The 19054-nt window shown below is 71.4% G+C and carries 19 protein-coding genes and 1 riboswitch; of the genes, 7 read left to right on the forward strand and 12 right to left on the reverse strand.

Annotated elements, in window-relative coordinates; translation table 11 throughout:
- Positions 1-12 precede the first annotated feature (12 nt).
- Entirely contained in the window at positions 13-1257 is a 1245-nt protein-coding gene (locus VGN50_RS03655; protein WP_327443283.1) for a dipeptidase, read from the forward strand.
- 6 nt (positions 1258-1263) lie between these two features.
- Here VGN50_RS03655 and VGN50_RS03660 read toward each other — a convergent pair whose 3' ends face one another.
- The gene (locus tag VGN50_RS03660; RefSeq protein WP_327443285.1) at positions 1264-2559 is read right to left on the reverse strand and encodes a multidrug effflux MFS transporter; all 1296 of its coding nucleotides are present in this window, start codon (positions 2557-2559) and stop codon (positions 1264-1266) included.
- 48 nt (positions 2560-2607) lie between these two features.
- Complete coding sequence (locus VGN50_RS03665) at positions 2608-5349, reverse strand: DNA translocase FtsK (protein ID WP_327443286.1); 2742 nt, start codon at positions 5347-5349, stop codon at positions 2608-2610.
- A 169-nt stretch (positions 5350-5518) separates the two neighbouring features.
- A riboswitch (SAM riboswitch) is annotated at positions 5519-5631 on the forward strand.
- Positions 5632-5675: 44 nt separating this feature from the next.
- Between VGN50_RS03665 and VGN50_RS03670 the strand changes: the two genes are divergently transcribed.
- Positions 5676-7109, forward strand: a complete 1434-nt coding sequence (locus VGN50_RS03670) for an aminotransferase class V-fold PLP-dependent enzyme (RefSeq protein WP_327443287.1) — start codon at positions 5676-5678, stop codon at positions 7107-7109.
- A gap of 64 nt (positions 7110-7173) precedes the next feature.
- On the opposite strand, the gene VGN50_RS03675 is transcribed toward VGN50_RS03670, so the two are convergent.
- Both VGN50_RS03675 and dapA read right to left on the reverse strand, forming a co-directional pair.
- Positions 7174-8859, reverse strand: a complete 1686-nt coding sequence (locus VGN50_RS03675) for a ribonuclease J (RefSeq protein ID WP_327443288.1) — start codon at positions 8857-8859, stop codon at positions 7174-7176.
- Positions 8856-9746 carry a 4-hydroxy-tetrahydrodipicolinate synthase gene (dapA, locus tag VGN50_RS03680; RefSeq protein ID WP_327443289.1) on the reverse strand — a complete coding sequence of 297 codons (891 nt, stop codon included), beginning with the start codon at positions 9744-9746 and terminating at the stop codon, positions 8856-8858. The genes VGN50_RS03675 and dapA overlap by 4 nt, the downstream gene beginning before the upstream one ends.
- 62 nt (positions 9747-9808) lie before the next feature.
- Between dapA and VGN50_RS03685 the strand changes: the two genes are divergently transcribed.
- Both VGN50_RS03685 and VGN50_RS03690 read left to right on the forward strand, forming a co-directional pair.
- Positions 9809-10618, forward strand: coding sequence for a thymidylate synthase (locus tag VGN50_RS03685; protein ID WP_327443290.1), 810 nt, complete (start codon positions 9809-9811; stop codon positions 10616-10618).
- Positions 10619-10643: 25 nt separating this feature from the next.
- The gene (locus VGN50_RS03690) at positions 10644-11111 is read left to right on the forward strand and encodes a dihydrofolate reductase (protein ID WP_327443291.1); all 468 of its coding nucleotides are present in this window, start codon (positions 10644-10646) and stop codon (positions 11109-11111) included.
- Positions 11112-11222: 111 nt separating this feature from the next.
- Here the strand turns inward: VGN50_RS03690 and VGN50_RS03695 are convergent, their stop codons facing one another.
- The 6 genes from VGN50_RS03695 to paaA all read right to left on the reverse strand — a co-directional run bounded on the left by VGN50_RS03695 (position 11223) and on the right by paaA (position 16115).
- Positions 11223-12164, reverse strand: a complete 942-nt coding sequence (locus tag VGN50_RS03695; protein ID WP_327443293.1) for a hypothetical protein — start codon at positions 12162-12164, stop codon at positions 11223-11225.
- 191 nt (positions 12165-12355) lie between these two features.
- The gene (paaE, locus tag VGN50_RS03700; protein ID WP_327443294.1) at positions 12356-13486 is read right to left on the reverse strand and encodes a 1,2-phenylacetyl-CoA epoxidase subunit PaaE; all 1131 of its coding nucleotides are present in this window, start codon (positions 13484-13486) and stop codon (positions 12356-12358) included.
- A complete protein-coding gene (paaD, locus tag VGN50_RS03705; RefSeq protein WP_327443295.1) occupies positions 13483-13983 on the reverse strand; it encodes a 1,2-phenylacetyl-CoA epoxidase subunit PaaD in 501 nt (166 codons plus the stop codon). Before paaD ends, paaE begins: the two co-directional genes overlap by 4 nt.
- A gap of 25 nt (positions 13984-14008) precedes the next feature.
- Positions 14009-14779, reverse strand: a complete 771-nt coding sequence (paaC, locus tag VGN50_RS03710; protein ID WP_327443297.1) for a 1,2-phenylacetyl-CoA epoxidase subunit PaaC — start codon at positions 14777-14779, stop codon at positions 14009-14011.
- Positions 14776-15075 carry a 1,2-phenylacetyl-CoA epoxidase subunit PaaB gene (gene paaB, locus VGN50_RS03715; protein ID WP_327443299.1) on the reverse strand — a complete coding sequence of 100 codons (300 nt, stop codon included), beginning with the start codon at positions 15073-15075 and terminating at the stop codon, positions 14776-14778. The genes paaC and paaB overlap by 4 nt, the downstream gene beginning before the upstream one ends.
- Entirely contained in the window at positions 15072-16115 is a 1044-nt protein-coding gene (gene paaA, locus VGN50_RS03720) for a 1,2-phenylacetyl-CoA epoxidase subunit PaaA (RefSeq protein WP_327443300.1), read from the reverse strand. Before paaA ends, paaB begins: the two co-directional genes overlap by 4 nt.
- Before the next feature lie 82 nt (positions 16116-16197).
- On the opposite strand from paaA, the gene VGN50_RS03725 reads away from it, so the two are divergent.
- Genes VGN50_RS03725 through VGN50_RS03735 form a run of 3 tightly spaced genes read left to right on the forward strand, consistent with a single transcriptional unit; the run spans position 16198 to position 17896 of the window.
- A complete protein-coding gene (locus VGN50_RS03725; protein ID WP_327443301.1) occupies positions 16198-16818 on the forward strand; it encodes a GNAT family N-acetyltransferase in 621 nt (206 codons plus the stop codon).
- Positions 16815-17582 (forward strand): AzlC family ABC transporter permease, encoded by a 768-nt coding sequence (locus VGN50_RS03730; RefSeq protein ID WP_327443302.1) that lies wholly within the window; start codon positions 16815-16817, stop codon positions 17580-17582. Before VGN50_RS03725 ends, VGN50_RS03730 begins: the two co-directional genes overlap by 4 nt.
- Positions 17579-17896 carry an AzlD domain-containing protein gene (locus VGN50_RS03735; RefSeq protein WP_327443303.1) on the forward strand — a complete coding sequence of 106 codons (318 nt, stop codon included), beginning with the start codon at positions 17579-17581 and terminating at the stop codon, positions 17894-17896. Before VGN50_RS03730 ends, VGN50_RS03735 begins: the two co-directional genes overlap by 4 nt.
- 41 nt (positions 17897-17937) lie before the next feature.
- Here VGN50_RS03735 and VGN50_RS03740 read toward each other — a convergent pair whose 3' ends face one another.
- Both VGN50_RS03740 and dapB read right to left on the reverse strand, forming a co-directional pair.
- Positions 17938-18297, reverse strand: coding sequence for a hypothetical protein (locus VGN50_RS03740; RefSeq protein WP_327443304.1), 360 nt, complete (start codon positions 18295-18297; stop codon positions 17938-17940).
- Complete coding sequence (gene dapB / locus VGN50_RS03745; RefSeq protein WP_327443305.1) at positions 18298-19050, reverse strand: 4-hydroxy-tetrahydrodipicolinate reductase; 753 nt, start codon at positions 19048-19050, stop codon at positions 18298-18300. It lies immediately after the preceding gene.
- Between the last annotated feature and the right edge of the window lie 4 nt (positions 19051-19054).

A 19054-nucleotide genomic window follows, 5' to 3' on the forward strand; every position in this document is an offset into this window, starting at 1 on the left:
TACCGTGGCGCCATGACCAGCGCGACCCCCTCCGTCTTCTCCCTCAGTCCGTCCGCCAGCTCCACCGACCGGGTTGCCGCCGTGCTGCGCGAGCATCCCGTCGTGGACGGGCACAACGACCTGCTCTGGGAGGCCCGCCTACAGGTCGGGTACGACTTCGACCGGCTCGACGTCGGCGCGGGCGGCACGCCGACCCACACCGACCTGCCGCGGCTGCGCCAGGGTGGCGTCGGCGGCCAGTTCTGGTCGGTGTTCGTGCCTGCCTCGCTGAGTGGGGACGACGCCGTCAGTGCCACGCTGGAGCAGGTCGATGCGGGCCACCAGCTCGTGGCTCGGTATGCCGACCAGCTGGCTTTCGCCCGGACCGCGGACGAGGTGGAGGCGGCCTGGCGCAGCGGCCGGATCGCGTCGCTGCTGGGCGCGGAGGGCGGCCACTCCATCAACAGCTCGCTCGCCACGCTGCGGATGCTGCACGTGCTCGGCGTGCGCTATCTGACGCTGACCCACAACAGCAACGTCCCGTGGGCCGACTCGGCCACGGACGTCCCCGTCCACGGTGGCCTGTCCCGGTTCGGGGTCGAGGTGGTGCGCGAGATGAACCGCATCGGGATGCTCGTCGACCTGTCCCACGTCTCGGCCGACACCATGCGGCAGGCTTTGGCCGTCGCGCAGGTGCCCGTGATCTTCAGTCACTCGTCGGCCCGGGCCGTGTGTGACAGCCCCAGAAACGTCCCCGACGACGTCCTCGCCACGTTGCCCGGCAACGGCGGCGTCTGCATGGTCACCTTCGTGCCGAGCTTCGTGAACCCGGATGCCGCGGCCTGGCGGGCCGAGGGAACGGCCCAGGCGGCCGCGCAAGGCATCACCCTCGCAGACGCCGACGAGTACGGCGCGTTCCTCACCGCCTACCGGGCCTCCACTCCCGAGCCGCCGGCGACCCTGGCTGATGTGGTGGCGCACGTGGAGCACGTCCGCGAAGTGGCCGGTGTGGACCACGTCGGCCTGGGCGGCGACTACGACGGGGTCGAGGTGCTCCCCGAGGGTCTCGGCGACGTCACCGGCTATCCGCGGCTACTGGAGGCGCTCGCGGACCGGGGCTGGTCGGATGACGAGCTGGGTCGGCTCACGAGCGGGAACGTCCTGCGCGTCCTGCGGGAGGCCGAGTCCGGCGCGAAGACGCTGCAGGCCGAGCGCGGCCCGAGCCTGGCGACGATCGCCGAGCTCGACGGACCCTCGGAGGAGGCGACGGTCGGCTAGCTGCGGCTAGGCCGTCACCGTGGTGACGCGCAGCGTGCGAGCCGCCACGACGGCGGCAAGGCAGGCCGTGGTGGCCATGACCGCAGCCATCGGCACAGCGGAGCCCGAGCCCAGCAGACCGATCACGGGGGCGGCCAGACCGCCGATGGCGAACTGGGCTGCACCGAGCAGCGCCGAGGCGGTTCCAGCTGCCTCGCCGTGCCGGCTCAGGGCCAGGGCGGGCGTGTTGGGGAAGGTCAGCCCGCAGGTCGCGAGGATCACCCAGAGCGGCAGGAGCAGTCCGAACAGCCCTCCGATGCCGGACCAGGCGGAGGCCAGAAGCACCACGGCGGCGACTGCCGCGGTCACCACCGCGAAGCGGAGCAAGGCCCGCGGCCCATGCCGTCGCACCAGGGCCGGGTTGAGCTGCGACATGAGGATCAGGCCGAGCGAGTTCGCCCCGAACACGAGCGCGAACTCGGCCGCGCTCAGTCCGTAGACGTTCTGCAGCACGAACGACGACCCGCCGATGTACCCGAACAGCGTGGCGAAGCCGAGCCCGGCGATGAGGACCAGCCCGACGAACGTCCGGTCACGCAGAAGCCGTCGGTAGGTGTCGAGGACCTCCCGCGGAGCAGCCGGGCGACGCCGGTCGACGGGCAACGTCTCGCGCAGGGCGGTGGATGCGAGCGTCACCAGCAGCACCCCGGCCACGCCGAGGACAGCGAAGACGCCGCGCCAGGACGTGAGTCGCAGGATGGCGCCCCCGAGGCTGGGGGCCAGGATGGGCGCCATACCCGAGACGAGCATCAGGCGGGAGAGCAGCGTGGCCGCGGCGGAGCCCACGAACACGTCGCGCACCGTCGCCATGGCGACCACGGCCACCGCGGCATTGCCCAGCCCTTGGAGCACCCGTCCGACCGTGAGCACCTCCACCGACGGGGCGAACGCGCACAGCACCGAGGCCAGGATGTGCAGGGAGATACCGGCGATCAGAGGCTTGCGGCGCCCGATGGCATCCGAGAGCGGGCCCACGAGCAGCTGCCCGAGGCCCATCCCGAGCAGGATGCCGGTCAAGGTGGCCTGCACCGCCGACTCCGAGGCGGCCAGGTCCCGGGAGATCGAGGGCAGCGCCGGCAGGTAGGTGTCGATGGTCAGCGGGCCGATGGCCGTGAGCGCGCCCAGCACGAGGACGAAGCGCAGCGAGGAGCGGCGGGAGGGCGCGGCCGCCCCCGCAGGGGCAGCGGCGGGACGGGTCGGCTCGAGTACGATCGGGAGGCTGGTCGGGGCGTCGGGAAGTGTCTCGGGCGCGGCGGTCACCATCGCGCAACGACCGCAGGAGCGGATCTATTTCGTCTGTGCCCGCCGGGCTCAGTCCCGACCGGTCAGCTCCCAGGCGTCCTGCGACTCCTCGACCTCCTCCAGCCCGGCATACTGCCGGGCGACCGGGTCGTCGGCGTACCGCGCGTCCATGGCGTAGCCGCCGACCGCCACCTCGTCGGTGCGCTCGTTCCCCGCCGCCGCGGCGTGCCCGTCCACGCTGCGCCCATCGGCGCTCGGCCTGTCCACGCTCTGGCCGTCGAACACCGGCTCCGGGTCGGGCACCTCGTCGCCACGCATGAGCGCCAGGGTCACGGGCAGGTCGTCCGGCTTGACCAAGACGTCGCGCGCCTTGGAGCCCTCGGAGGGACCGACCACACCGCGGGACTCCAGCAGGTCCATCAGACGACCGGCCTTGGCGAAGCCGACCCGCAGCTTGCGCTGGAGCATCGAGGTCGAGCCGAACTGCGTGGTGACGACGAGCTCGGTCGCCTGCAGCAGCAGATCCAGGTCGTCGCCGATGTCGTCCTCGACCTGCTTCTTGGCGGCGACCACGGTGACGTCGTCGCGGTAGCTCGGCTTGAGCTGCTCGGTGACGTGCTTGACGACGTTCTGGATCTCGGACTCGGTGACCCAGGCCCCCTGCACGCGCATCGGCTTGTTCGTACCCATGGGCAGGAAGAGCGCGTCACCTTGACCGATGAGCTTCTCGGCCCCCGGCTGGTCGAGCACGACGCGGCTGTCGGCGAGCGAGGAGGTCGCGAAGGCCATCCGCGACGGCACGTTGGCCTTGATCAGACCGGTGACGACGTCGACCGACGGGCGCTGGGTCGCCAGCACGAGGTGGATGCCCGCTGCCCGGGCCAGCTGGGTGATGCGGACGATCGACTCCTCGACGTCACGCGGCGCGACCATCATCAGGTCGGCGAGCTCGTCGACGATGACCAGCAGGTAAGGGTACGGGTGGATGACCCGCTCCGACCCCGGCAGCGGCTTGACCTTGCCGGCCCGGACCGCCTTGTTGAAGTCGTCGACATGCTTGAACCCGAACTGCGCCAGGTCGTCGTAGCGCGTGTCCATCTCGCGGACCACCCACTGCAGCGCCTCGGCGGCCTTCTTGGGGTTGGTGATGATGGGCGTGATGAGGTGCGGGATCCCCTCGTATGCCGTGAGCTCCACCCGCTTGGGGTCCACCAGGACCATGCGGACCTCGTCGGGCGTGGAGCGCATGAGGATCGAGGTGATCATGGAGTTCACGAAGCTCGACTTACCCGCGCCGGTGGCGCCCGCGACGAGCAGGTGGGGCATCTTGGCGAGGTTGGCGATGACATAACCGCCCTCGACGTCCTTGCCGACACCCATGACCATCGGGTGCTGGTTCCCCCGGGCGGCCTGGCTGCGCAGGACGTCGCCGAGGCTGACCTTCTCGCGGTCGGCATTGGGGATCTCGATACCGATCGCGGACTTGCCCGGGATCGGGCTGAGGATGCGGACGTCGGCCGAGGCCACGGCATAGGCGATGTTCTTGGACAGGGCCGTGACCCGCTCCACCTTGGTGCCGTGGCCGAGCTCGACCTCGTAGCGGGTGACCGTCGGGCCGCGGGTGAAGCCGGTGACCTGCGCGTCGATGTCGAACTGCTCGAGGACGCCCGTGAGGGACTCGACCACCCGGTCGTTGGCGGCACTGCGGGTCTTGTGGGGTGAGCCGGGCTCAAGCAGGGCGTTGTCGGGCAGGGTGTAGGTGATGTCGCCGGCGAGCGCGAGCTGCTCGACGCGCTGCGGCAGGGGCGTGGTGGGCGGCGCCTCGAGCGACGTCTTGACCTCGACCGCCGGTCCGGCGGCTGCACGCCGCGGCGCGTCCGTGGCCGACGGCGCGAGCACGCCGGGCGAGGTCGGACGCTTCTCGCCCGGGCGGAAGCGGCGGCCGCCCGGGGCGACGAGGGCGGCCTGCTCGAACGCCTCGTCGCCGTCCATCGGCTCGTCGGGGTCGATGACGCGCCGGCGTCGCCGCGGCTTGGACTCGGCCGCCTCAACGTCGACGACCGGTTCGCCGTCGACGGGCGCACCGCGATGCAGCAGGTGGTCGCGCAGCTCACCGAGACGCTGTGGGATCAGGTGCATGGGGGTCGCCGTCATGACGAGCAGGCCGAAGAAGCCCAGCATGAGCAGGATCGGGACCGTCCCGTAGACGGACACCGCCGCCGCCAGCGGGCTCGAGGCGAGGAAACCGATGATGCCCCCACCGGCGCGCATGACGTCAGCGCCCTGGGGCGGCGCCGGGATGCCCGCGGCGACATGGGCCAGCCCGGAGGCCGCCACGGTCATCGCCCCGAGGCCGATGCCGATGCGGGAGTTGGCGGCGTCGTCCTGCGGCGAGCGCAGCAGGCGCAGGCCGAGGAAGAGGAGGCCGAGCGGCACGGCATACGCGACGCGGCCGAAGGTGCCCGCCACCACGGCGTGGACGACGTCCCCCAGGACCCCCTGGAACGCCCACCACTCTCTGGCCGCGACGAGGATCGCCATGCCGATGAGGAAGAAGCCGATGCCGTCGCGGCGGTGCTCCGGGTCCAGCTCGCTGGCGCTGTTGCCCACCCGGCGCACGGCGCCACCGGCCACGTGCGCGACGCCCATCCAGGTGCCCTTGACCGCGCGCAGCGGCAACGGGAGGCCGCCCCCGCCGGTCTTGCCACGGGCCGGGGCCTTGCGGGGCGCGCCGGCCTTGCGGTTCGCGGGCCGCGTTGCGGTGCCGCGACCGCTCGAGGAGCGCGTCGAGGTGGACGGACGAGTCGCCATGCTTCGCAGGGTACGCGACCGACACACCGGACACACGTGTCACACGCGCCCCAGACATCACGAGTGTCCGCAGCCGACGTCCGTCAGGACCTCGGGCGGTCTCACGTGACGAGAACCACCGCTCACGTGCTGGATACCTGGCCGGGGCCGCGGCTACAGTCCTTGATCAGGTCATGAGTGTCAGCGCGAAGCCCCGGCTTGCTGACCAGCAACCCTCCTCCGCGGTGGGGTGCTCCGGGTGACGACCGGGCCGTCTGCACCCGCAGCCGGCAAGCGCGGACCCGCGAGCACCTTGCGGGTCCCACCGGACCCAGGAGCTACCGCCGATGTCGATCGCCAGTACCCCACCTCCCGCACTGCGCCACACCGCCCCGCTGGCGCAGGCCCGCGACCACCTGCGCGCCGTCCCGCCCCTGCGGCCCGACGCCGCACCCGCCGTGCCCGCGGTGGTGACGGCAGCCCTGCCGGTGCCGACCCTCGGCGGCGTCGTGGACTACGCGAACTTCGACCACGCGGCGTCGACGCCGGCCCTGGTCAGCGTCGCCCAGGCAGTGGAGAGCACGCTGCGGACCTACTCCTCGGTGCACCGCGGCAACGGCTACGCCTCGCGGGTGACCAGCGCCTGGTACGAGCAGGCCCGCGCCGAGGTTGCGGAGTTCGTGGGCGCGCGTTCTCACGACGAGGTCGTCTTCACACGCAACAGCACCGACTCGTTCAACTTGCTGGCATCGACCCTGCCCCGGGACACCACGGTCTTCGTCTTCGAGACCGAGCACCACGCCGCCCTGCTCCCGTGGAAGCACCGGAACACCGTCCGCCTCCCCGTCCCCGGCAGCGCCCGGGACGCCGAGACGCTGCTGCGCACCGCGCTGAAGACCCGCCATGGTCGCCACCGGCTCGTCGTGTTGGCAGGCGCCTCCAACGTCACCGGCGAGGTCTGGCCGGTCCGCCGGCTGGCGGCGATCGCGCGCGAAGCCGGCGCCCGCGTCGTCCTCGACGCCGCTCAGCTCGCTCCCCACCGACGGGTCAGCCTCGCCGAGCTGGACGTCGACTACATCGTGCTCTCGGGGCACAAGCTCTATGCGCCGTACGGGGCAGGTGTCCTGGCCGGGCGGGCCGACTGGCTCGACGCGGCGCACCCCTACCTGGCCGGCGGCGGGGCGACGAAGTCGGTCACCGAGCGCGGCACGGTGTGGCACACCGGCGCGGCCCGGCACGAGGCGGGCAGCCCGAACGTCGTGGGCGCCGTGGCCCTCGCCGCCGCCTGCCACACGCTGCGTGCAAACGCCGAGACCGTCGAGGCCCACGAGCGCGTCCTGGGCGGCCGCCTGCTCGACGGGCTGCGGTCGATCGAGGGGGTGCAGACCTACTCGCTCTTCGGCGAGGACCACGACCGGGTCGCCGTCGCGACGTTCACGATTGACGGGCTCGACTCCTCGCTCGTGTCGACGGTGCTGTCGGCCGAGCACGGGATCGGCGTGCGGGACGGCAAGTTCTGCGCGCACCTGTGCGTCGACGCGCTCCTCGACGTCCTCCCTGACGACCTCGATGACGACGTCACCGACCCGTATGCCGCCGCTCCGGCGACCGCCGTGCGCGCCAGCATCGGGCTGGCGACCACCGCCGCCCACGTCGAGCGCCTGCTCGCCGCCGTCGCCGAGCTGGCCGCGAACGGCCCTCAGGCGGAGTACGTGCAGACCCCGCAGGGCTGGGTCACCAGCGATGACCCGCGCGAGGCGCTCCCTGCGCGGCCGTGGTAGCCGCGCGGCGCAGCTGGTAGCGGCGCGGCGCTGGTAGCGGGGGCACGCTGGCGCCGGCCGGCGCTCAGGCCTGGATGACCACCGGGATGATCATCGGGCGGCGGCGGATCTTGCCACCGACCCAGCCGCCCAGCGCGCGACGCATGACCTGCTCGAGCTGGTAGCTGTCGGTGACGCCGTTGCCGGTGGCCTCGGCGAGAGCCTGCTCGATCTTGGGCCGGACCTGCTTGAAGATCTCGTCGTCCTCGGCGAACCCACGAGCCTGGATCTCGGGGCCGGCCGCGATCTTGCCGGTCGCCGCGTCCATCACAACGATGACCGAGATGAAGCCCTCGTCGCGCAGGATACGACGGTCCTTGAGCAGCGCCTCGTCGAAGTCGCCCACCGAAGAGCCGTCGACGTAGATGTAGCCGCACGGGACGGCCCCGACGATCCTCGCCTTGCCGTCGACGAGGTCGACCACGACGCCGTCCTCGGCCAGCACGACGCGCTCGGGCGGGATGCCGGTCTGCACTGCCAGGGCGGCGTTGGCGACGAGGTGGCGCCACTCGCCGTGGACGGGCATCACGTTGCGCGGCTTGACGATGTTGTAGCAGTAGAGGAGCTCACCGGCGCTGGCGTGACCGGACACGTGCACCTTGGCGTTGCCCTTGTGGACGACATCGGCGCCGAGCCGCATCAGGCCGTTGATGACGCGGTAGACGGCGTTCTCGTTGCCGGGGATCAGCGAGGAGGCCATCAGGACCGTGTCGCCCTCGCCGACGTCGATGCGGTGGTCACGGTTGGCCATGCGCGACAGGGCCGCCATCGGCTCGCCCTGGGACCCGGTGCAGATGAGGACGACCTGGTCGTCGGGGAACTGGTCCAGCCGCTTGACGTCGACGAGCACACCATCGGGCACATGGAGGTAGCCGAGCTCGGCCGCGATGCCCATGTTGCGCACCATCGAGCGGCCCACCATGGCGACCTTGCGGCCGGCCTTGTCGGCAGCGTCGAGGACCTGCTGGACCCGGTGCACGTGGCTGGAGAAGCAGGCCACGATGATCCGGCGTCGGGCGTCGCGGAACACCTTGTCGATGGCCGGGGCGATGTCCTTCTCCGGGGTCGTGAAACCGGGGACCTCGGCGTTGGTCGAGTCGGTCATGAACAGGTCGACGCCCTCCTCCCCCAGCCTGGCGAAGGCGCGCAGGTCGGTGAGGCGGCCGTCCAGCGGCAGCTGGTCCATCTTGAAGTCGCCGGTGTGCAGGATCGTGCCACCGGGCGTGCGGACGAACACGGCGAGCGCGTCCGGGATGGAGTGGTTGACCGCGACGAACTCACAGTCGAAGACCCCGAGCCCCTCGCGCATGCCCTCCTTGACGCCCAGCGTGTAGGGGCGGATCCGGTGCTCCTTCAGCTTGGCCTCGACGAGCGCCAGGGTCAGCATGGAGCCGACCAGCGGGATGTCGGGCTTGCGCTTCAGCAGGTAGGGGACGGCGCCGATGTGGTCCTCGTGGCCGTGGGTGAGGACGATCGCCTGGATGTCGTCGAGCCGGTCATCGAGGTACTCGAAGTCGGGCAGGATCAGGTCGACTCCGGGGTGGTGGTCCTCGGGGAAGAGCACCCCGCAGTCGATGACGAGCAGCTGCCCGGCGTGCTCGAGGACGGCCATGTTGCGGCCGACCTCGCCCAGACCGCCGAGGGCGACGATGCGGACGCCGTTGGGCGCCAACGGGGGTGGGGTGGTCAGCTCGGGGTGGGGATGGCTCACATCAGTCCTGACTCGGTGAGACCGGTGCGCAGCGCGGCGACCTGGTCCGGGGTGGCTTCGACCAGGGGCAACCGCACCGCTGCGGAGTCGAGGACCCCGAGCTCCTTGAGTGCGGCCTTGGCCATGATGGCCCCCTGCGTGATGGTCATGACCGCCTTGACGGCGGGAACGGCCTGGCGGTGCAGCTCCTGGGCACGGGCGAGGTCGCCCTTGTCGACGCAGGCGAGCATCTCGGCATAGAGGTCGCCGGCGACGTGGCCCACCACGCTGACCACACCGGCGGCCCCGAGCGCGAGGTAGGCGAGGTTGAGGTCGTCGATGGCCGAGAAGAACAGCAGGTCGCACTGGCGCATGACCTCGGTCATCGCGAACAGGTCGCCCTTGGCGTCCTTGACCCCGACGATGTTGGGGTGGTCGGCGAGCTCGACGAGCGACTCGGTCGAGATGGCGGTGCCGGTGCGGCCGGGGATGTCGTAGAGCATGACGGGCACGTCGACCGCGTCGGCGACCGCCCGGAAGTGGGCGCGCAGGCCCTCCTGGGGCGGCTTGCTGTAGTACGGGGTGACGGTGAGCAGCGCGTGAGCGCCGGCGGCGACGGCGGCCTTGGCCTGCTCGACCGAGTGGGCGGTGTCGTTGGTGCCCGCGCCGGCGGTGATGACGGCCCGGTCGCCGACCGCCTCCAGGACGGCGCGAAGGAGCGCGACCTTCTCGGCGTCGGAGGTCGTGGCCGACTCGCCGGTGGTGCCGCTGACGACGATGCCGTCGTGGCCGTGGTCGACCAGATGGGTGGCCACACGCTGGGCGGCGTCGAGGTCGAGGGTCCCGTCGGGACGCATGGGGCTGACCATGGCCGTGACCATCCGGCCGAACGGAGACGTCGCACTCATACCCCGCAGGTTATCGCCCCCACCTGACGCCGACCGTCACCGCCGCGGGTTACGCTGCCCGCGTGCAGCAGTATCTCGACCTCCTCGACCATGTGATGACGACCGGGGTCGACAAGTCCGACCGCACCGGCACGGGGACCCGGTCGGTGTTCGGCTACCAGATGCGCTTCGACCTCGCCGACGGCTTTCCGGTGCTGACGACCAAGAAGCTGCACCTGCGTTCGATCATCGGCGAGCTGCTGTGGTTCCTGCGCGGCGACTCCAACGTGCGCTGGCTCCAGGAGCGCGGCATCACCATCTGGGACGAGTGGGCCGACGAGCACGGCGACCTCGGCCCGGTCTACGGCTACCAGTGGCGCTCGTGGCCGACGCCCGACGGGCGCCACGTCGACCAGATCGCCAAGGTCATCGAGTCGATCCGCACCAACCCGGACTCCCGGCGGCACATCGTCTCCGCCTGGAACGTCGCCGACGTCGACGCGATGGCGCTGCCGCCGTGCCACACGATGTTCCAGTTCTACGTCACGCCCGCAGTGGACGGCCACCGGGCCAGGCTCTCGTGCCAGCTGTACCAGCGCTCTGCCGACATCTTCCTCGGCGTCCCGTTCAACATCGCCTCCTACGCGCTGCTGACGATGATCGTCGCGCAGCTCACCGACCTCGAGCCGGGCGACTTCGTGCACACCCTCGGCGACGCCCACCTCTACTCCAACCACGTCGAGCAGGCGCGCCTGCAGCTCACCCGCGAGCCGCTTCCGCTGCCGACGATGCGCATCACGCCCCGGGCCTCGATCGACGACTACGACCTCGGCGACTTCGAGCTCGTGGGCTATGAGGCGCATCCCTCGATCAAGGCGCCCATCGCGGTCTGAGCGGGTCGAGCCCTAGCCTGGGGCCATGACGAACGTGACGCTCATTGCCGCAGTCGGGAGCAACGGCGTCATCGGTGCCGACCACGACATGCCGTGGCGGATTCCCGAGGACTTCGCCTTCTTCAAGCGGACCACGATGGGCCACGCCATGGTGATGGGCCGCAAGACCTTCGACTCCATCGGCCGCGTGCTGCCCGGCCGCCGAACCATCGTCGTGACCCGCCAGCAGGACTGGCACCACGCCGAGGTCGAGACGGCGCACTCCCTCAGCGAGGCACTGTCGTTGGCCGGCCCGGCCGACGAGGTCTTCATCTGCGGTGGCGGCCAGATCTATGCCGAGGCCATGCCCTGGGCGCACCGCCTGCTCATCACGGAGGTCCACCAGTCGCCCGACGGTGACGTCCACTTCCCCACGATCGACCCGCACCGATGGCGTGAGGTGGCTCGCGACGACCAGGACGGCTTCAGCTGGGTGACCTACGAGCGGGCGTAGGCGCCTCCCCTTCCCCCTCCCCGGCAATAAGCATCGAGTGGTCACGAACTGCGCTGGAGTAGTCCCCCGCACCGCGCAAAAAGCGTCGAGTGGTCACGAATCGCGGGCGAGTCAGCCGGGCTGCCGACCTGGGAAGTATCGACGCCACTCCTCACGGCGGATGCGGACTCTGCGTCCGCGCTCGGCGAAGGCGTTGACGAGCCGAGCCAAGGTCTGTTCAGGCGTGCTGTAGATGTCCTCCGCGACGAGGACGACGAAGCGCCAGCCATCGCTCTCGAGCTCCTCGCGTCGCGCGAGGTCCTGGCGCCACTGGCCTTGGCGGGCGATGTGATGACGGCCGTCGTACTCGATGGCGAGGAAGAGGTCGGGGAACGACAGGTCGATCCGGTACATCGTGCGGCCGGTCTCGTCGCGGATAGCGAAGTTGACGACGGGCTCGGGAAGCCCAGCCAGGACGAACAGCAACCGCACCCGAGTCTCCATCGGCGAGTCCACGCCTGCCCTGACCAGTCGAGCCGCTCGTCGGGCAAGTCGCGCTCCCCTGCCGTGCGCGTCGGCGCTCGTGTCGACGAGCCTCTGTGGGGTCGTCACTCCCTGGCCCACGAGGGAGTCCCCCAGCACCACGAGGTCGACCAGGCTGAGCCACGAAGCCAGGTCGAGGAAGGTCTGCTCAGGGGTGGGCACCGGAAGGCCGTTGCGGCGAGCGGACGCCGGGAGCCCGGCATACCGATGGGTGGTGATGCCCTCGGCACGCAGTCTCGCGCCCGCAAGGATGCCGACATGGATCGCCGGACTGGGGGGAACGGTCGCCCCCCACAGGATCGCCGCTGTGTGATGGGTCAGCAGGGCTGGCGACGGGGCGATGAGCAGGGCTGCTCTGCACCGCAGAGCCAAGGTGGGCGCCACCGACGCGCTGATATGTACGCCCCAGAACAGCTGCCGAAACCTGGGACCGCTGAGCTCCAGGTCGGTCAGACCTGCCTTGATCGCCTCGCAGCGTAGAAACGGCTGACGCGCGTCCAGCCGACCGGCTCTGGGCGAGCGAAGCGGCATACCCCGAGCCTGCCGGGACGGACGTATGCCGCGCCGCCGTCATCCACAGGCACCATCAAAAAGCGTTCAGTGGTCACGAATGCTGGGACTCCGGCGTCTAGGCCCACGGAAAACGCGTCGAGAGGTCACGTTTCCGGAGCAGGCAGCAGGCAGCAGGCAGCCGGCAGCAGGCAGCAGGCAGCAGCCCGCGGTCAGGCGTCGTAGTCCAGGGCGACTTCCTCGGTCACCGGGTGGCTCTGGCACGCCAGCACGATCCCCGCCGCGACCTCGGCCGGCTCCAGCGCGTAGTTGCGGTCCATCCGCACCTCGCCGGACACCAGCCGCGCCCGGCACGTGCCGCAGACGCCGCCGGTGCACGAGTACGGCGCGTCCGGCCGCACCCGCAGGGTGGCGTCGAGGATGGTCTCCTCGACCGAGGGCATCTCGATGCGCGTCGTGCGGCCGTCGAGGCTGACGGTCACCACTGCCGCCGGGGGCGCGCCCTCGACGACCGCCACCTCCCGGCGAGGGGACTCCTGCTCGGCGACGTGGAAGATCTCGTGGTGGACGTGCGTCGCGTCGACCCCGGCCTCGGCGAGCAGCTCCTGCGCCCCGACGACCATGCCGTAGGGACCGCAGAGGTACCACTCGTCCACGGTGTCGACCGGCGCGAGCACCTCGAGGATCCGCGCCACCCGCTCGGGCTCGAGGCGTCCTGTGAACAGCTCCACGTCATGCGGCTCGCGGGACAGCACGGTCACGAGCTGGAACCGGCCCAGATAGCGGTTCTTCAGGTCCTCGAGCTCCTCCAGGAACATCACCGAGCCCGTGGTGCGGTTGCCGTAGAGCAGGGTGACCCGCGAACGGGGCTCCTCCTCGAGGACCGAGGTGAGCAGCGAGAGCACGGGCGTGATGCCCGAGCCTGCCGCGATGGCGAGGTGATGGCGTATGCCGTCCGGCTGGGTGGGACACGTGAACGACCCCAGGGGTGTCATCACCTCGACGACGTCACCGGGCGCGAGCGAGTCGTTCAGCCAGTTCGACATCCGGCCCTCAGCCACGCGGGCGGAAGCCACTCGCACCGTCCCCGATCGCTCGGCTGCGTTGCGGGACAGGCAGATCGAGTAGGACTGCCGCACCTCGGCGCCCGCGATGGTGGCGCGCAGGGTGAGATGCTGACCGGGCTGGAAGAGGTAGTCATCGCGGAGCTCGTCGGGGACGGCGAAGGTGATGGCCACAGCGTCGTCGGTCAGGCGCTCCACGGCCGCGACGGTGAGCGGGTGGAACTCCGCGCGGCGGCGTCGGACGGTGTCGGTCCTCGGTCCGGAGAGCAGGGGCGTCACGGGAGCACCGCCTTGAACTCGTCGAACGGCTCGCGGCAGGCCCGGCACCGGCGCAGCGCCTTGCACGCGGTCGACCCGAACCGCGCCAGCTCCTCGGTGTCGGTGCTCCCGCACTGTGGGCAGGCGACGAGCCGCTGTCGCAGGGTCAGCGTTACGGGCCCACCGTCGTGCGGCGTGGGAGGCGCGATCCCGAACTCGCGCAGTCGCTCCCGCCCGCGCTCGCTCATCCAGTCCGTGGTCCAGGCCGGGCTGAGCACAGTGCGGATCTCGCAGGTGAACCCCGCCTTGCCGGCGGCATGCCGTATGCCGGTCTCGATGACCTCCATGGCAGGGCAACCGGAGTACGTCGGCGTAATCGTGACCCGCACATGACGAGCGTCGTCGTCCACCGCCACGTCGCGCAGGATGCCCAGATCCTCGATGGAGACGACCGGGACCTCCGGGTCGGGGACGTCCGCGATCGCGCGGCGGACGTCTGGGAGCACCGAGGCCCTCACCGTGTCCCCCTCACGCTGTTGTCGCTCACCAGGACGCTCCCGGGTGAGACCGCGCGATGTGCTGCAGCTCGGCGAGGAGGTAGCCCATGGGCCGGGAGTGCACACCCTCGCGACCGCCACGCGACCGCCACGTAGACGACTCGGGCAGCTCCAGCGTCGCCTCGGCGACGACCTGGCCGACCCGCCGTGAGACCGGCTCCCGCAGGGCCGAGGGCAGCACGCCGGCGCCCTCCTGGACCGCCGCCAGCGACCCGGCATCGTCGTCGAACAGCTCGGCGACATAGGGCTGCACATCAACCAGGGCCCGCTGCATGCGCTCGTGGGACTCCGCCGTGCCGTCGCCGAGTCGCAGGACCCACTGGGTCGCATGGTCGCGGTGGTAGTCGACCTCTTTGAGCGCCTTGGCCGCCACGCCCGCAAGGACCGGGTCGGACGAACCGCGCAGCGCGGCATACAGCTCGTTCTGGTAGCTGGAGAACCACAGCAGCCGCGCCATCTCGAACCCGAACCCCGCCCGCTCCTGCTCGACGAGGTGGACGTTGCGGAACTCGCGCTCGTCACGGAAGTAGGCCAGGTCGTCCTCGCTGCGGCCGGTGCCGTCGAGCTCGCCGACCCGGGTGAGCAGAGCGCGTGCCTGGCCGAGCAGGTCGAGGCCGATGTTGGCCAGCGCCATGTCCTCCTCGATCTGAGGGCCCCGGGAGACCCACTCGCCGAGCCGCTGGGCATAGACCAGCGCGTCGTCGGCGAGCCCGAGCAGGTAGCGGGATGCGGCGCCGTTCATGGACGTGTCGCTCACAGGTACTCGACATCCTCGGGCACGTCGTAGAACGTCGGATGGCGGTAGACCTTGTCGCCTGCGGGGTCGAAGAACGAGTCGCGCTCGTCCGGCGACGAGGCCGTGATGTCGGAGGCGCGCACCACCCAGAGCGAGACTCCCTCCTGGCGGCGGGTGTAGACGTCGCGCGCGTTCCGCAGCGCCATGGTCGCGTCGGGGGCGTGCAGCGAGCCGACGTGCACATGGGACAGCCCGCGCTTGCCGCGGACGAAGACCTCCCAGAGCGGCCAGGTGCCCCGATCCGTCGAGTCGCTCATGCGACCTGCTCCTCGGAGCTGGCGGTGCGCTTGGCGGTGCGCTTGGCGGTGCGCTTGGCGGAATACGCCGTCGCGGCGTCGCGCACCCAGGCGCCCTCCTCGTGGGCCGCCACGCGGTGGCGGATCCGCTCGGCGTTGCACGCGCCGTCGCCCTTGAGGACGCGCCAGAACTCGTCCCAGTCGATGGGGCCGAAGTCGTAGTGGCCTCGCTCGGCGTTCCACCTCAGGTCGGGGTCGGGCAGGCGGATCCCGAGCCGGTCGGCCTGCGGGACCATCATGTCGACGAACTTCTGGCGCAGGTCGTCGTTGCTGAACCGCTTGATGCCCCAGGCCATGGACTGGGCGGTGTGACCGCCGGTGGGCGCCGCATCGCCGGTGTCGGGTGGCCCGAACATCATCAGGGCCGGCCACCACCAGCGGTCGGCCGCGTCCTGGGCCATGGCCTGCTGGGCGTCCGTGCCGCGCATGAGGGTCCACAGGATCTCGAAGCCCTGGCGCTGGTGGAACGACTCCTCCTTGCAGACCCGGATCATCGCGCGGGCGTAGGGGCCGTAGGAGCAGCGGCACAGCGGGACCTGGTTCATGATCGCGGCGCCGTCCACGAGCCAGCCGATGGCGCCGCAGTCCGCCCAGGTGAGGGTCGGGTAGTTGAAGATCGAGGAGTACTTCTGGCGACCCGTGTGCAGCCGGTCGAGCAGGTCCTCGCGGTCCACCCCCAGCGTCTCGGCCGCGCTGTAGAGGTAGAGGCCGTGGCCCGCCTCGTCCTGCACCTTGGCCATGAGGATCGCCTTGCGGCGCAGCGAGGGCGCGCGAGTGATCCAGTTGCCCTCGGGCTGCATGCCGATGATCTCGGAGTGGGCGTGCTGGGCGATCTGGCGGATCAGGGTCTGGCGGTAGGCGTCGGGCATCTCGTCGCGCGGCTCGATCCGCCGCTCGGTCTCGATCAGCTCGTCGAACAGCCCCGACTCCGCGGCGTTGAGCGGCTCGTCCGGGGTCGGGGGGCCGGAGGGCGCGTCCGTGGCGAAGTCGTTGCCGTACATGCCACCAGTATGGGGGCGTGTTACAGACCCTGACAATTCTGCTGTCTTCGTGTCACATTCTGGTGGATGACAGGATGGCGTCATGGCGCACGACCACCCCCACGGCCACTCCCCCGACCACCCCCACGGCACTGGCCCCGGCCCGCTGGCGGACGCCAGCGTGCGCATGGCCCGTGAGAGCGACGCCCCCGCGGTGGGTCTGGTGCAGTCGGTCGTGTGGCGCGACGCGTATGCCGAGGTCGTGCCCTCCGAGGCCCTGGCCGCCTTCGAGCCGTCCGCCTTCGCCGGTGCCTGGCGCCGCTCGCTGGCGGCTCCCCCGGCCGGCGTGTACCGGCTGCTGGTGGCCTGCGCGGGCGACCAGGTCGTGGGCTTCGCTGCCCTCGGTCCGAGCCAGGACCCCGACGCCGGTCACGAGACCGGGGAGCTGACCGCGTTCGGTGTGCACCCCGAGGCCCGTCACGCCGGGCACGGGTCGCGACTGCTCAACGCCGCCGTCGACACCCTCCGCGGCGCGGGCGCCCGAACCATGCACGCGTGGCTGCTCGCGGGCGACGAGTCGACCCGGGCGTTCCTCCTGGCGTCCGGTCTGCGGCCCGACGGCGCCTTCCGGGACCGCGTCGTCTCTCCCGAGGGCGACACGGCGCGCGAGGTGCGACTGGTCGCCGCTCTCACCGAGCCCGAGACCACACCGACAGGGCCGTGACGACGACTCCCTCAGGCCCGCTGACCGACCTTCGCCGCCGCCAGGTGCTGCGCCAGGCCCTGTCGGTCTCGGTGGCCACCGGCGCGTACGGCATCAGCTTCGGCGCCCTTTCGACCGCCTCCGGCCTGACGCTGTGGCAGACCCAGGTCCTGTCCCTGCTGCTGTTCTCCGGCGGCTCGCAGTTCGCCTTCGTCGGGATCATGGCCAGCGGGCCGGCAGCCGCTGTGGCCGCCATCGCCACCTCGACCCTCCTGGGCGTCCGCAACAGCCTGTACGGCCTCCAGGTGTCGCGCATGCTGGGCGTCCGCGGTCCGCGCAGGCTGCTGGCCGCCCACCTCACCATCGACGAGTCGACCGCGGTCGGCGTGGGCCAGCCAGAGACGGCAGCAGGGCGGCTCGGCTTCTGGGCCACCGGGATCGGCGTCTTCGTGCTCTGGAACGCCATGACGCTGGTCGGCGCGCTGGCCGGGGACGCGATCGGCGACCCCCGCAGCTACGGCCTGGACGCGGCGGCGGCCGCCGCCTTCTGCGGGCTGGTGTGGCCGCGGCTCAAGTCGGCCGATGCCTTCGCCATCGCTGCCCTCGCTGCGGTCGTCGCGGTGCTCGTGGCCCCGCATGCCCCCGCGGGCGTGCCGGTGCTCGTCGCCGCCCTCTCCGCGCTGCTGGCGGCGTTCTGGCGTCGCGCGCACCACGACCCCCAGGCACCTCACCACTGGGCGGACGAGACCGCACAGGGCACGCCGGAGACGCAGGAGACGCCATGACCATGTGGACCGCAGTGCTGGCTGCCGGCGCCTTGGCGTTCGTCCTGAAGTTCCTCGGTTACGTGATCCCGGCGCGCTGGCTCGAGGGCGAGCGGACCAGCCGGGTCACCTCCGCGCTGCCGATCGCCCTGCTCGCCGCCCTCGTCGGCGTGCAGACGCTCACGACGAGGACCGGGGGCGTCGTGCTCGACTCCCGCGCCGTGGCGGTGGCCGTGGCGCTGGTGGCGCTCCTGCTGCGGGCGCCGTTCATCGTCGTGGTCGTGCTTGCCGCAGCCGTCGCGGCTGGCCTGCGCCTGCTCCACTTCTTGCCCTGAACCGACCGGATTCGGGGTCCTGGACGCTCGACACGGTCGATTCAGGGCAATCGGTCGGGGTGACTGGCCCGCCAGGCGCGCACCGCAGCCCGGTAGTGACGCTGCTCGCCCGCGCGGTCCTGGGCCACCCGGCATACCTCGGCCTGCTCGAGCTCGGCCCCCCAGGGGCCCTGCGCACCATGCTCGCGGGCGTGCGCCATCATCGCCGACCCGTCCCGGCCGAAGCGCACCAGCGGGACCATCGCCAGCAGAGCGACCACCGGCACGAGGATGACCGCAAGGCCCAGCAGGACGGGCACGAGGCGACCGTCGCGGACCAGCTCGACGCCCCGCCAGCCGATGGTGATGCTGTAGAACCCGAGGACCACCAGGAGGACGAGCGCCGTGACCTTCTCGCGCACTCAGGCGTCCAGGCCGAGGTAGTGCTCGAGCCCGACGGTCAGGCCTGGATGATCCTGCACCGCGCGGACGCCTTCGATGACGCCCGGCATGAACGACGTCCGGTCGAACGAGTCGTGGCGCAGCGTCAGCAGCTCGCCCGCCGCCCCGAGGAGGACCTCCTGGTGCGCGACGAGGCCGCGCAGCCGCACCGAGTGCACCGGTATGCCGTCCACGCGCGCGCCCCGCGCCCCGTCCGGGTCCTGCGTGGTGGCGTCGGGGATCTCACCCAGACCCGCATCCGCGCGGGCTTCGGCGACCAGTCGGGCCGTCCGCGCCGCGGTGCCGGAGGGGGCGTCGACCTTGGCCGGATGGTGCAGCTCGATGACCTCGACGGACTCGTAGAAGCGGGCCGCCTGCTGGGCGAACCGCATCATGAGGATGGCCCCGATGGCGAAGTTGGGGGCGATGAGCACCCCCACCTCGGGGCGCTCGGCCAGCTGGCCCCGCAACGTGGCGAGACGGGCGTCGTCCCAGCCCGTGGTGCCGACGACGACGTGCACGCCCCGGTCGACGCAGTGGGCGACGTTGGCGGGTGAGGCGTCCGGCACTGAGAACTCGACCACGACCTGCGCTCCGCCGAGGTCGCCGAGCTCGTCGCCCTGGTCGAACCGCCCCACGAGCTCCAGACCGTCGGCCGCCTCCACCGCCCGGCACACCTCCGAACCCATCCGGCCACCCGCGCCGATGACGCCCACCTTGATCGTGTCGCTCACGGGG

The organism is Pedococcus sp., assembly GCF_036000045.1.
Classification (GTDB): Bacteria; Actinomycetota; Actinomycetes; order Actinomycetales; family Dermatophilaceae; genus Pedococcus.